The organism is Sorangium sp. KYC3313, from assembly GCF_052075895.1.
GTDB classification, from domain to species: Bacteria; Myxococcota_A; Polyangia; order Polyangiales; family Polyangiaceae; genus Sorangium; species Sorangium cellulosum_B.
Genome location: NZ_CP197255.1, coordinates 2,740,298 through 2,752,838 on the forward strand (window position 1 = coordinate 2,740,298; position 12,541 = coordinate 2,752,838).

The window sequence follows — 12,541 nt, forward strand, 5'->3', positions numbered from 1 at the left end:
CGCGAGCGGCGCGGTTTATAAGCGGCACCATGCGCGGATCTCCTCCCTGGAGAGCTCTTTCTCGCGGCTTCTTGCCGTGCCTCCTGGCCCTCCTCGCGCTGCTCGTCGCGGCCGGCTGCGCCGAGAGCAGGACGGCGCCCGAGCTCCTGAGCGTCGTCGACGTCGTGCCGCGCGAGGTCGACCTCGGCGACCGTATCGAGATCCTCGGGACCAACCTGCCCACGGCGGAGGCGAAGGAGGCGGTCGTCACGTTCCGCGGCACCCTCCGCCGCCCCGGCCAGGCGCCGCTCACCGGCCAGAGCATCGAGATCGAGGGCGCGCAGGTCAGCAGCACGAAGATCTCGCTGGTCTTCTCCGAGGGCCTGCAATCCCGCTTCGCCGGCCGCGGCGACGACGCGGTGCACACGACCTTCCACGGCGACGTCGTCGTCGAGATCCCCGCGACCGCGCAGGGGGCGCTCCCCGTGAACGGCACGGTGAGGGGCGTCACGATGGACTTCCTCCCGCCGACCCCGCGCCGCGCCGTCATCGAGGCGCGCGTGAAGGAGGGGGCGCGCGCGCTCGCGTTCTTCGGCGTCGAGGTCGCGGCCGAGTCGCCGCCCGCCGGCGGGCTCGTCGTGACGGGCGTGCGCGACGGGAGCCCGGCGGGACAGGCAGGGCTCCAGCGCGGCGACGTCATCACGCGCTTCGAGGGCGTGAAGGTCCTCTCGAAGGCCGACGTGATCCCGAGCGGCCACGAGCGGCGGTCCGCGGTCGGGATCCGCCGGGGCGGCGCGACCCCGTCCGAGATCGAGCTCTCGACCGAGGGGTTCCAGGCGAGCGCACCCGCCGATCTGCTCGGCGCCGGGATCCTCCTCGGCGTGGCCGCCGCGATCATCTTGCTCTTCATGGCGCCGACCGCGGGGATCATCACCTGGGTCGAGCGCCGCGTCTCGGCGCGCATGCAGTCCCGCATCGGGCCGAACCGCGCCGGGCCGCAGGGCCTCCTCGTGTGGGTCGCCGACGGGATCAAGTCGATCATGAAGGAGGACGTCATCCCGGCCGAGAGCGACAAGGCGCTCTTCCGGCTCGCGCCCTACCTCGTGTTCGTCGGCGTGTCGGCCACGTTCGTCGTCATGCCGTTCGGCCAGTACCTCATCGCGGCCGACCTCGACATCGGGATCCTCTTCGTGATCGCCGTGACGTCGCTGGTGACCATCGGCCTCATGACCGGCGGCTGGGCGTCGAACAACAAGTGGTCGCTCCTCGGCGGGATCCGCTCGGCGGCGCAGATCATCAGCTACGAGATCCCCGGCGCGGTCGCGATCGTGTGCATCGTCATGATGACCGGCTCGCTGCGGCTCCAGGACATCATCGGCGCCCAGGGCGGCGCCGGGCCCTCGCTCCTCGACGTGGGCGGCTGGCCCTGGCACTGGTTCGTCTTCCGCAACCCGATCACGTTCGCGCTGTTCTTCCTGTATTTCACGACGGCGCTCGCGGAGGGCAACCGCGCGCCGTTCGACCTGCCCGAGGCGGAGAGCGAGCTCGTGGCCGGCTACTCCACCGAGTACTCCGGCATGCGGTACCTCTTCTTCTTCTTCGCCGAGTGGGCGAACGTCTTCGTGATGTGCGGCATCGCGAGCGCGCTCTTCCTCGGGGGCTGGCAGATCCCGGGCGTCTCGCCGGCCCAGCAGGAGGCGAGCTTCGGGCTCCAGCTCATCGGCGTCTTCCTCTTCCTGCTGAAGAGCTGGGCCCTCGTCTTCGTGGTCATCTGGATCCGCTGGACGCTGCCGCGCGTCCGCATCGACCAGATGATGAACCTGTGCTGGAAGTGGTTCGTCCCGCTGTCGTTCGCGGCGTTCCTTCTGACGGCGCTCTGGATGGTGATCGGCGTCAGCAAGACGGTCCAGCTCGTCATCAGCGTCGTCACCTTCGCCGTCTGGGCGTACCTGTTCATCCACTTCATCCGCAGGGTCCAGCACAACCTGCGGGAGGCCAAGGTTGCGCTCCACCTGAATCCGTTCCTCTGAGCGCAAACCGCGGTGCCACCTCGGCCTTGCGCTGAGGTATGCTGTCGGCGTGGCGGTCCCCTCGAGCCCGGCCTCCGACTTCTGCTCCGCGTGCGGGTTCCCGCTGCGTGGGCCGCGGTGCGAGGCGTGCGGGGTGGACCGGTCGCCCGTGCTCTCCGCCTCGCGCAAGCCGCCGCCCGCGGACGCGGACTGGGACGGGAGCTCCATCGACGCCTGGCGCACGCGCGACCCGGTGCGCTTCGTCGCGCACTGCGCCTCCGCGGAGGCCGGGGCGAGCCTCCAGGCGACGACGCTTCAGGAGGGCGTGGGGTGGATCGTTCCGCTCGGGGCGATGACGCTCTTCGTCTCGCTCGACGCGGCGAACGAGCGGGTGTCGATCGACGTCCCCGTCGTGCGCGTCGCGGAGCGGCACCGGGTGCCGCTGCTCAGGACGGCGCTGGAGCTGTCGGGCGGCCCCGAGCCGTTCCGGCTGTGCATGCGGGAGGATCTGCTGCTGCTCCGCCGCGTCCGCCGCGTCGCCGCCTTCACGCCGGAGGCGCTGCGCCAGGCGCTGCGCGAGAGCGGCGAGGCGGCGCAGCGGCTCGGGGAGACGATGGGCGCCTGGTTCGACGCGCGTCCGCCGTTCTCCGAGGAGCAGCGGGCGAGCCTCACGTGGGCCTCCGCCGGCCGCGCCCGGCCGCTCAAGAACCTCACCGTCCCGCCCGCGCCTGCCCGTCCGCAGAGCGCTCCGTCGGTGCGGGCCGGCGCGCCGGCGACGCCGGTCTCGGGGGCGCGGACGCCGCTCGAGGAGCTGGCGGCGTGGGCGGCGCCCCCCTTGCCGCGCCTGCCCGAGTCGGTCGCGCGCCCCATCCGCGACGCGGACGCGATCCCCGACATCCTGTCCCCGTCGCTGGCGTCGGCGCCGATGCCGGCGCCGAGCGCCGCGTCGCCGAAGAACGGCGGCGCGCCCGCGCCCAAGGCCGGCATCCTCCCGCCGGCGCACGACGCCGGCGCGGCGTCGAAGGCGAGCGGCGGCGTCGCGATGCCGGGGTCCGAGGGCGGCGCTGCGAAGCCGGCCCCGGGGAGCGCGGCGACGGCGGCGCCGCTGTCGGGTGAGCAGGCGGCGGCCGCGGAGATGCCGGCGCAGGTCAGCGATCGCCGCAGCGCGCGCACCGTGCCCTTTCGTCGCTCGTCCTCCATCATGGCGGCGACGCCGCTGTCGGTGCGCCCGCCCGCGCTGCCGGAGGTGGAGATCGAGCCTCCGTCGCGCCGGAGCATCCCGTCCCGCCCGGAGTCGGCGAACGCGGCGGCCGATCGGTTCTGCCAGCTGCTCCGGGACGCGCAGGTGCTCGGCGCGGCGCTCAGCTTCCAGGAGCGGCCGGGCGTCATGGTGCTCCTCATCCGGTGCACGGTCTTCCGCGCGATCTACGAGCACGGCGAGGCGATGCCCGACGCGGTGGCGCACCTCTACCGCTGCACGGCGGCCGCGACCCGTGAGCTCATCCAGGCCGAGGGCGGCGCGCGCCGCGGGAACACCGCCGGCGTCGCGGAGCCGGCGCTCCTCGCGATGGAGCGGCTCGTGGCGGTGCGCGGCCAGGTGCCCGAGGAGAAGCCGCTGCACATCGATCCGCTCACCACGGCGGCGCTCGCGCGCGAGCACCTCGGCCGTTACCTGCGCGAGATCGAGCGCGCGCCGGCCGACCCGATGCTCCGCCACTTCCTCGCGATCGGGGCCCTGTCCGAGCTCCTCGTGCGCACGAAGCTGCCCGTCAAGACCGAGCAGCGGCTGCGCGACATCGTCGCCTACGCGCAGCGGGACGGCGCCAAGCCCGGCACGATCGAGCTGCTGATGACGGCGCTCTCGAGGATCGTCGCGCAATGACGTCGCAGCTGGCGGCGCACGGCGACGGCGATCTCGCGCTGCTCCACGAGCGCGTCGCCCGCGCCCGCCGCTCGGTGGTGGCGATCCGCGCCGGCGCGCGCGTGACGACCGGCTGGGTGGCGCTCGGCAACGGCGTCGTGGTGGCGAGCCGGCGCGGGCTCGGCTACCCGACGGAGGTCGCGCTGACGTTCGAGGACGGGCGGGGCATGGCCGGGCGGGTGATCGCCGCGGACGTGGGCCGCGACGTGGCGCTCGTCGCGCCGGCCGATCCGCCCGGCGTCGCGGCGCTCGCCGCGCGCGCCGCGGCCGAGCCGCGGCTCGGCGAGCGCGCCGCGGTGCTGAGCTGCCTCCCGGGGCAGAGCCTGCGCCTCGCGGTCGCGCGGGTCTGCCACGTGGCGCGCAAGGTCGACGGGCAGCTCCCGGCGTTCGAGCTCGACGTGGCGGCGCCCCTCGGCGCGCCGGTGCTCGATCCCGAGGGGCGGGTGATCGGCGTGGTCGCGGCGCCGTCCGGCGCGGCCGGGGAGCTCGCGGGTCACTGCGTGGTGGTCCCGGCGGGCGCGTTCCAGCCGCTGCTCGCCTCGGGGGACCGGCCGCTCTCGGAGCTCAGGGATCGGGCGCCGGTGTACCGCTGCCCGGCGTGCGAGGAGCCGTTCGACGTCGAGTGCGACCGGTGCCTGGGCTGCGGGCGCCTGCTGCCGCACGCGTACCCGCCGTGCCCGGCGCGCGCGGGCGTCGAGCGGGTGATCCGGCAGGGCCTGTCGACGCTCGGGCTCATCGCCAACCGGGGGCGTGTCGGTCCGAGGGCGTGGCGCATCGCGCAGCGGCCGTACCCCACGGCGGAGGCGGCGACGCAGGTGGACATCGAGATCGACGAGGCGGGGCGCCTGCTGACGCTGCGCGCGCCGGTCGTGGGGCTGCCTGCGGCGAACCACGAGCCGTTCTACCGGTTCCTGCTCACGATGAACGACCAGACGACGGGGGAGTTCCGCGTGTCGCTCACGGGCGACGAGGTGTCGGCGTCGTGCGTGGCGTCGCTGGAGGGCTGCGCGGACCACGACGTGGCGCTGCTCATCGATGGGCTCGTGCAGATGGCCGACGAGTACCGGAGGACGCTGGCGGAGACGTTCGACGCGGCGCCCAGGTTCGAGTCGGCCGCGGGGCGCTGAGGACGCGGGTCGAAAGCTTCCGACGCGCTCCGGAGGTTTCCGACGCGCTCCGGAAGCTTCCGGCGTGGAGGCGAGATGCGGAATTTACCGGGAAATTCGTCCTCCAGCGCGTGTCGGACGGTGCCGGGGGCGCGGCGGACGCTGCCAAGTATGCGAAATTTCATGCTCCGGAGCGCGTCGGAAGCTTTCAGAACGCGTCGGAAGCTTCCGGAGCGCGTCGGAAGGTCTCATCGGCGCGCCGGATGCGTTGATTTGTGAGTCGAGTTACTCGACGTCGGTCTCGTGGGTCTCTTCGCCCGGCGATGTCGGCTGGGAGGGCGTGGCTGTGGGCTTGGGCGGCGCGGCGGTGGGCTTGCGCTGGCGCGCCTTGCGGCTCGCGAGGCCGAGGCGGATGAGGTAACCGCGCTTCTTGATGACGGCGCGGGCCGTGGTCGACCACTCATCGAACCAGGCGCGCAGCTTCACGAGCGCTTCGCGCCGGCGCGCGGTCTCCGGGAGCTCGGCCTGCTCGGGCAGAGGGGATGTCGGGCCGAGCGCGACGTTGACGAGCCCCTGGAGGCGCTTGCGCTCGGCCTTGTCGAGGCAGCGAGTCGCGAGGAAAGCGACTGCCTTCTTGTCGCTCTGCTTCGTTCCGGCGCGGCCCGGGTCGGTGCCATTCTCGAGGGCATCGAGCCTCGCCAGGAAGGTGGCCACTCCCTGGACGGCGGCGGTGCCGGTGGAGGGCGCGAGGTCCCTGAAGACATAAGCGTTCACATCGGGGAAACGCCGGCGGAGCGCGGCGCCATAACGGGTGAAGTTGGGCTCGTCCCACTGATCGAGCTCCCCCGTCGCGGCGCGCTGCGCCCTGGCATCGTCGGTATCGGGCGGTGCGCCGATCTTGCGGGGAGCGGCGAGGACGTCGAGGAGCAGCGCGCGGCCCTCCACGATATCGTCATCGGTCATCCCCGCCCCGGCCATTGACGTGCGAATCGCGGCGACAGCGCCCATCCCCGTCAAGAACTTGGTGACGCGCTCAGGCGTGGCCTCGAGGACTTCGTCCGAATAATCCATGCTGAGTTCCTCCCTGCCGACCGGGGGATCCGGACGGCGGCAATGAGAGCAGAAGCTACAATGGGTGTTTCGACGGTTGGAAGAGGATTGTTGCGCGCGCGGGCGCGAGAGACCGTCGGTTTTTTGCTCTGGTCCGGTGTGGGCGGCACTCTGAGGACTCGGCGGCCTTGGCGTCGATGGGAGATCCTCGTCGGACGCGCAGGCGGACAGCTCCCGTCGCCCGCAAGGCGCTCCGTCCCGCAAGCTCGGCAATATTCCGTACATCGAGGACGGACGACATGGCGCTCGGGGCGCGAGCCAGGGCCGAGCAATGTCCCACCGCCTTGGTGTGGACGCTTGCTGCAGGCGGCCGTGCGGGCGTGGCGGGCGAACAGCGCAGCGCTGGAGATCGCGCTGCGCGACCGGATGGGCGTGTCGGTCGCGGAGACGAACGCGTTCCTCAAGGCGCAAAACCGGATCACGGGGTACGTGCGACAGTTCATGGATGCGTCGGACTGGTTCGTGGACACGCCGGTGCCGGCGGACCTGCGGGCGCAGGTCGACACGGTGCTGAAGCCGCGGTTCGACGCGCTCGCCGACCAGAGGAAGGACAGCCTCAACCAGTGGTCGGGGGACGGGCTCGACCTGGAGCAGACGCAGCTCTACCAGACGATCAGCGCGTTCGCGGGGGCGATATCGACGGTCGCCGAGGGGTTCGGGGCATACGCGGAGGTGATGCAGACGCTGGTGCACGCGACGACGCGCATCGGCGTGGGGTTCGTGCCCGTGGTGGGGCCGGCGCTCGACCTGTGCGAGGCGGTCACCGGCAAGGCGTGGTGCTTGCCGTCGGGGGAGGAGCTCAGCACCGAGGAGCGGATCTTCTCGGGGGTGGGCTTCGGGCTCGGGGCGCTCGGGCCGATGTGGCGCGCGGTCAGTCGCACAGGCGGGCTAACGCCGGATGCGATTCGGGTTGCCGAGGAGATCGCGCAGTTCGACGCGTACCCCGCGCCGTCCTCCCAGGCGACGTCGAGCTCACACGCGAACAGGTCCTTCGGACGCTCTCCATCCCGCCCGTCACGCTACTCGAAGCGCTCGAAGCTTCGGCGGTGCCGGACGATGAATGGCGCTCCGCCGAGACACGCGCGCGCGAGATCGTCAATGAGACGAAAGCCGGCGCGCCCACCTACGAGGCGGACGTCACCTCGCGCAAGCACGTCCAGTTCATCGAGCGCCACGCCCCCTACCACGTGCGGCGCCTTCCAAGCGGCGGCGTCGTGCTGGCGACCCATTCCTACCGCACGCTCTGGCCACTCTGGGCGGACGCTCTCTTCTTGCTCGGCATCACGTCCTGACGTGATGGACCTGTTCGCCCCGCCTCGCGGCTTACTGTCTTTGAACGAGACCTCCATCAGCCAATCAGCATCGGGACACATCGTCTATGAACAATGAACATGGCGAAAGCATGGGCGAGCTCTCGCGTCTCGTTGAGCTGGTGCTCGACGTTGCAAAGAGTGCTCTGGAGGAACAGGGAACATTTCTCCCCGGTTCCCTCGCGCTCGACGCCGCCGGGAAGTATGCCATCGGCGTGGCGCCGCACGGCGGTGAGGATGGGCTCGATTTCCTGAAGGCCTTGCGGCGAACCTGACACTCCCCTCGGTACTACGCGACCGAGGTCGCCGAGATGGACGAAGAGGAGGCGCTCCGTGGCTGCGAGGACGGCGAGGGGGAACGCGCGCGGGCCCACCGCGCCCACTTTCCGCGCCGCTCTCGCAACGCCGTCCGAGCGCAGCGCGGGCCCGGGGAGGCGCGGTAGCCTCGCCCGCTATGCACACCACCTGAAGGAAGTCAACCCACACGCCCCCACGCCGCCGCCGTCCGCAGGCGACGTCGTGCAGGTCCGTCCCGCACCGCCGCGCCACCAGCCTCCGCGCCGTCCGCCCGAACCCTCGCCGAGCGGCGCGTGGTAGCTTCACCCGCGCCCGCACGAGGCCGTGCGGCCACCCGTCATCGAGGAGACCATGAAGCGAGAGAAGCGACTGACCAAGCGCGAGCGGAAGGCGCTCGCGCCCGCGCGCCCGGCGCAGCCTCACGAGCACAAGCACATCCACTGCGTCGCCTGCGGCAAGCACCTCGATCCGGAGGAGTTCCTGGCGCAAGGGTCGGCGACCTGGATCCAGTGCCTGCACAAGTCGCGCTTCGCCACCTGCACCGAGTGCGTCGAGATATCGAAGCGCCTCCTCGCCGAGCACGACCGCACCGGACAGCCAGTTCAGTCCGCTCAGGCATGGCACTGAGCGACCGACACCAGCCGACCCGCCTGCGCGGCCTCACCTGAGCACGCCCGGACGGCCTCACCTGAGCACGCCCGCATCGCAGGCGGGCGCCCTGGACAGGTCGTCCCAGAAGCCAACTCCCCATCTCCCCCGCTCTCCCGGAAACGGAAGCACACCGAGGACGGCCAGTCGCTGGAACACACGGGTCGCCGGTCGTCCAGAGGACGCTGCCGCGTCCGCTCCGGATGCGCCGTCCCTCCTGCGGATGCGCCACCCCTCATGCCGGTGCGCCGCCCCTCATCGCAACTGCCGCTCGCCCTACACTCCCGCGCTGGCCCGTGCGGTATCCCACGTGCGCCGCCTCTCATTGCAGCTGTCGCTCGGTGTCGCACACCCGCGCTGGTCCGCCCGGCGTCCCGCGGCGCCCCGCCGATCAGCGCGCGCCCTCGACGGCGACGCGTAACCTTGCTCGCTCTCCCGCGCGGCCGTCCACCCCGGATACGCTTGCGCTCGGGGCCCTTTCCGTCAATGGTTTGCGCCCCCTTCATCTCTCTCGGAGGATCTGCATGACGAAACCAATCCGCCGCGCGGGCGTCATCGGCGCGGGCGTCATGGGCAGCGGCATCGCCGCCCACTTCGCGAACGCCGGCATCGAGGTCCTGCTCCTCGATATCGTGCCCCCGAACCTCACCGACGCCGAAAAGAAGGACCCGGCCGCCCGCAGCAGGTTCGCCGCAGGCGGGCTCGAGAAGGCCCTCAAGGCCAGGCCCGCCGCGTTCTTCCACCCGTCGAACGCCCGCCTCGTGCGCACCGGCAACACCGAAGACCACTTCGCCGAGCTCGCCCAATGCGACCTCGTTATCGAGGCGATCATCGAGAAGATGGAGCCGAAGCGCGCCCTCTTCGCGCGGCTCGAAGCGGTCTTGCGGCCCGACGCGGTCGTGGCGTCGAATACGTCCGGGCTGCGCATCGAGGAGATGATGCAAGGGCGCTCCGCGGACTTCCGCAAGCGATTCCTCGTCATGCACTTCTTCAACCCGGTCCGGTACATGAAGCTCCTCGAGCTCGTGCTCGGGCCCGACACCGATCCCGCCGTCGTCGCGCGCGTGCGGAAGCTCGGCGAGGACGTGCTCGGAAAGGGCCTCGTCTTCGGCAAGGACACCCCGAACTTCGTCGGCAATCGCATCGGCACCCACGCGATGCTGACCGCCATCCACCTCATGATCGAGGACGGCCTCGCGCCGGAAGACGTCGACGCCATCACCGGCGTCGCCATGGCCCACCCGAAGAGCGCGAGCTTCAGGACAGGCGATATCGTCGGGCTCGACACCTTCGCCCACGTCGCGGACAACTGTTACTCGGCGCTCGAGCGCGACGAGGACCGCGACGTCTTCAAGATGCCCGCCTACGTCAGGAAGATGATCGAGGCGAAGCTCCTCGGCGACAAGACCAAGGGCGGCTCCTACCGCAAGGGCAAGGAAGGCCTGGAGACGTTCGACCCGGTGAAGCTCGAGTACCGCCCCCACGGCGGCGACGAGGCCATCAAGAAGGCAACGAGGTCGTGCGAGAAGATCGAGGACCCCGCCGCGCGCGTGAAGAAGCTCGCCAGCGACCCCGGCAAGGCCGGCCAGTTCGCCTGGAAGGTGCTCTCCCGCTCGCTCGCGTACACGGCGCGGCGCGTCGGCGAGATCGCCGACAGCATCGTGGCGATCGATGACGCCATGCGCTGGGGGTACAACTGGGAGCTCGGGCCGTTCCAGACCTGGGACGCGCTCGGGTTCGCCGAGACCGTGGAGCGCATGCAGAAGGACGGCATCCAGCTGCCCGCGTCGATCCTCCGCATGAAGCAGAGCGGCGCGACGTCGTTCTACCGCGCCGATGGGGCGGTGTTCGACCTGCTCAAGGGGGAGTACGTCGCCCGGCCCGTCGATCCGCGCAACGTGACGCTGGCCGGCGCGCGGCGCGGCGCGAAGGCCGTGCTCGCCAACGACGGCGCGGAGGCCTGGGACCTCGGCGACGGCGTGCTCGGCGTCACCTTCAAGACCAAGGCGAACAGCCTCGATCCGGACTCGATCGGGATGCTCTCGCTCGCCGCCGAGAAGGCCGAGCAGGACTTCCGCGCGCTCGTGGTCGTGAACCAGGGCGAGCACTTCTGCGTCGGCGCCAACCTGTTCCTCGTGGCCATGGCCGCGGGCAACAACGACTGGGACGCGATCCGCAAGATGGTGAAGGCGTACCAGGACGCGACCCAGCGGCTGAAGTACGCGAGCGTGCCGGTCGTGGCCGCGCCCTACGGGATGACCCTCGGCGGCGGCCTCGAGCTCTGCTTCGCCTGCGACGCGGTGCAGGCCGCGGCCGAGACGTACGCGGGGCTCGTCGAGGTCGGCGTCGGCCTGATCCCGGGCGGCGCGGGGACGCTCAACATGCTCTGGCGCGCGCTGGAGGGGATCCCCGAGGGCGTGACGGTGCCGACGTACGACATCGTGACGCAGGTCTTCAAGAACATCGCCCTCGCCAAGGTCGCGACCAGCGCGGACGAGGCGAAGGCGCTCGGGTTCTTCCGCAAGACGGACGGCGTCTCGTTCGACCGGGCCCGCCAGCTGTACGAGGCGAAGGCGCGCGCGATCGGGCTGGCCGAGGCCGGGTACCACGCGCCCGTGCCGCGCGCCTACAAGCTGCCGGGCGAGAGCGGGATCGCGACGCTGCAGATGATGATCGACACGCTCGTCGCCGGCGGCCACGCCAGCGAGCACGACGCGAAGATCGCGCGCAAGCTCGCCGAGGTGCTCTGCGGCGGCGCGGGCGGCGGGGCGCGCGAGGTGACCGAGGACGAGATCCTCGAGCTCGAGCGCGAGGCGTTCGTCAGCCTGTGCGGCGAGCCCAAGAGCGCCGAGCGAATGCAGTACATGCTGATGAACAACAAGCCCCTCCGGAACTAGGTGAACGCCATGGTCGACGTCGTAATTGCAGAGGCCGTCCGCTCGGCCGTTGGCCGGGCCCACAAAGGGTCGCTCGCGCTGAAGCGCCCCGACGAGCTCGCCGGCGAGGTCGTCGCCGCGCTGCTCCAGCGCGTCCCCCAGGTGAAGCCGGAGGACGTCGAGGACCTCGTCCTCGGTTGCGCCATGCCGGAAGGCGAGCAGGGGCTCAACGTCGCGCGCGTCGTCTCGCTCCTCGGCGGGATGGCGCAGGATGCGTCCGCGATCACCATCAACCGCTTCTGCTCGAGCGGGCTCCAGGCGATCGCGATCGCCGCGGGCAGCATCGCGATGGGGTCGCTCGACGTCGCCGTCGCCGGCGGCGTCGAGTCGATGACGATGGTGCCGATGACCGGCAACAAGCTGAGCGCGTCGCCGGAGGCGATGGAGCGGTGTCCGACGGTGTACACGCCGATGGGCATCACCGCGGAGAACGTGGCGAACCGCTTCCAGGTGAGCCGCGCCGACCAGGACGCGTTCGCGCTGAAGAGCCACCAGAAGGCGGCGGCGGCGCGCGCGGCCGGGCGCTTCGAGGACGAGATCGTCACCGTGAAGGGGGTGCGCTTCGAGAACGGCAAGCGCGCGACCTTCGACTTTCGCGGCGATGAGCTGATCCGCAAGGAGACGACGGCGGAGGCGCTCGCGGGGCTGAAGCCGGCGTTCTCGGCGAAGGGGAGCGTCACGCCGGGCAACAGCTCGCCGCTGTCGGACGGCGCCGCCGCGGCGCTCGTGATGAGCAAGGCGAAGGCGGACGCGCTCGGGGTGAAGCCGCTCGGGTACTTCCGGGCGTTCGTGACCGTCGGCGTCGACCCCGCCATCATGGGCATCGGCCCGGTGCCCGCGGTGCGCAAGCTGCTCGCGAGGACGGGGCTGAAGATGGCCGACATCGACCTCTTCGAGGTCAACGAGGCGTTCGCCTCGCAGGCCGTCTACGTGCAGCGGACGCTCGAGATCCCCGAGGAGAAGCTCAACGTGAACGGCGGCGCGATCGCGCTCGGCCACCCGCTCGGGTGCACCGGCGCGAAGCTCACCGCGACCGCCCTCTACGAGCTGCGCCGGCGCGGCGGCCGGTACGCCGTCGTGACGATGTGCATCGGCGGCGGCATGGGCGCGGCCGGCCTCATCGAGCTGGCCGGCGCGACCGCGCGCGCCTGACCCCACCGCACCGCGCCGATCCCGCCTCTCCCGTGCCGTCGCGGCGGTCACGTCGACCGCGCGCCCCGCCGCG

Annotated in this window: 9 protein-coding genes and 1 pseudogene; 9 read left to right on the forward strand and 1 reads right to left on the reverse strand. The window is 71.5% G+C overall.

The genetic code is table 11. The features are described from left to right. Positions 1-29 precede the first annotated feature (29 nt). From nuoH to ACSRUE_RS10745, 3 genes are read left to right on the forward strand one after another with little or no spacing between them, the layout of a single operon-like run. Complete coding sequence (gene nuoH / locus ACSRUE_RS10735; RefSeq protein ID WP_441290919.1) at positions 30-2,009, forward strand: NADH-quinone oxidoreductase subunit NuoH; 1,980 nt, start codon at positions 30-32, stop codon at positions 2,007-2,009. 49 nt (positions 2,010-2,058) lie between these two features. After that, the gene (locus tag ACSRUE_RS10740) at positions 2,059-3,870 is read left to right on the forward strand and encodes a hypothetical protein (protein ID WP_441290920.1); all 1,812 of its coding nucleotides are present in this window, start codon (positions 2,059-2,061) and stop codon (positions 3,868-3,870) included. Further along, positions 3,867-5,036 (forward strand): trypsin-like peptidase domain-containing protein, encoded by a 1,170-nt coding sequence (locus ACSRUE_RS10745; protein ID WP_441290921.1) that lies wholly within the window; start codon positions 3,867-3,869, stop codon positions 5,034-5,036. The genes ACSRUE_RS10740 and ACSRUE_RS10745 overlap by 4 nt, the downstream gene beginning before the upstream one ends. Positions 5,037-5,300: 264 nt before the next feature. Here the strand turns inward: ACSRUE_RS10745 and ACSRUE_RS10750 are convergent, their stop codons facing one another. Beyond that, entirely contained in the window at positions 5,301-6,086 is a 786-nt protein-coding gene (locus tag ACSRUE_RS10750; protein WP_441290922.1) for a hypothetical protein, read from the reverse strand. A gap of 345 nt (positions 6,087-6,431) precedes the next feature. On the opposite strand from ACSRUE_RS10750, the pseudogene ACSRUE_RS10755 reads away from it, so the two are divergent. The 6 genes and pseudogenes from ACSRUE_RS10755 to ACSRUE_RS10780 form a co-directional block, all read left to right on the forward strand. Next, a pseudogene (locus tag ACSRUE_RS10755) lies at positions 6,432-7,061 on the forward strand (hypothetical protein); the annotation flags it as partial. A 110-nt stretch (positions 7,062-7,171) separates the two neighbouring features. Continuing rightward, complete coding sequence (locus ACSRUE_RS10760; RefSeq protein WP_441293210.1) at positions 7,172-7,417, forward strand: hypothetical protein; 246 nt, start codon at positions 7,172-7,174, stop codon at positions 7,415-7,417. A gap of 86 nt (positions 7,418-7,503) precedes the next feature. Then, entirely contained in the window at positions 7,504-7,710 is a 207-nt protein-coding gene (locus tag ACSRUE_RS10765; RefSeq protein ID WP_441290923.1) for a hypothetical protein, read from the forward strand. A gap of 373 nt (positions 7,711-8,083) precedes the next feature. Further along, entirely contained in the window at positions 8,084-8,359 is a 276-nt protein-coding gene (locus ACSRUE_RS10770; RefSeq protein WP_012240164.1) for a hypothetical protein, read from the forward strand. Between the two features lie 545 nt (positions 8,360-8,904). After that, complete coding sequence (locus ACSRUE_RS10775) at positions 8,905-11,277, forward strand: 3-hydroxyacyl-CoA dehydrogenase/enoyl-CoA hydratase family protein (RefSeq protein ID WP_441290924.1); 2,373 nt, start codon at positions 8,905-8,907, stop codon at positions 11,275-11,277. Between the two features lie 9 nt (positions 11,278-11,286). After that, positions 11,287-12,468, forward strand: a complete 1,182-nt coding sequence (locus ACSRUE_RS10780) for a thiolase family protein (protein ID WP_441290925.1) — start codon at positions 11,287-11,289, stop codon at positions 12,466-12,468. Positions 12,469-12,541 lie beyond the last annotated feature (73 nt).

What these genes read in the sequence shown, in the direction of transcription:
- nuoH (WP_441290919.1), top strand. Translation starts at nt 30, where the DNA reads ATGCGCGGATCTCCTCCCTGGAGAGCTCTTTCTCGCGGCTTCTTGCCG.
- ACSRUE_RS10745 (WP_441290921.1), top strand. Translation starts at nt 3,867, where the DNA reads ATGACGTCGCAGCTGGCGGCGCACGGCGACGGCGATCTCGCGCTGCTC.
- ACSRUE_RS10750 (WP_441290922.1), bottom strand. Translation starts at nt 6,086, where the DNA reads ATGGATTATTCGGACGAAGTCCTCGAGGCCACGCCTGAGCGCGTCACC.
- ACSRUE_RS10765 (WP_441290923.1), top strand. Translation starts at nt 7,504, where the DNA reads ATGAACAATGAACATGGCGAAAGCATGGGCGAGCTCTCGCGTCTCGTT.
- ACSRUE_RS10770 (WP_012240164.1), top strand. Translation starts at nt 8,084, where the DNA reads ATGAAGCGAGAGAAGCGACTGACCAAGCGCGAGCGGAAGGCGCTCGCG.
- ACSRUE_RS10775 (WP_441290924.1), top strand. Translation starts at nt 8,905, where the DNA reads ATGACGAAACCAATCCGCCGCGCGGGCGTCATCGGCGCGGGCGTCATG.
- ACSRUE_RS10780 (WP_441290925.1), top strand. Translation starts at nt 11,287, where the DNA reads ATGGTCGACGTCGTAATTGCAGAGGCCGTCCGCTCGGCCGTTGGCCGG.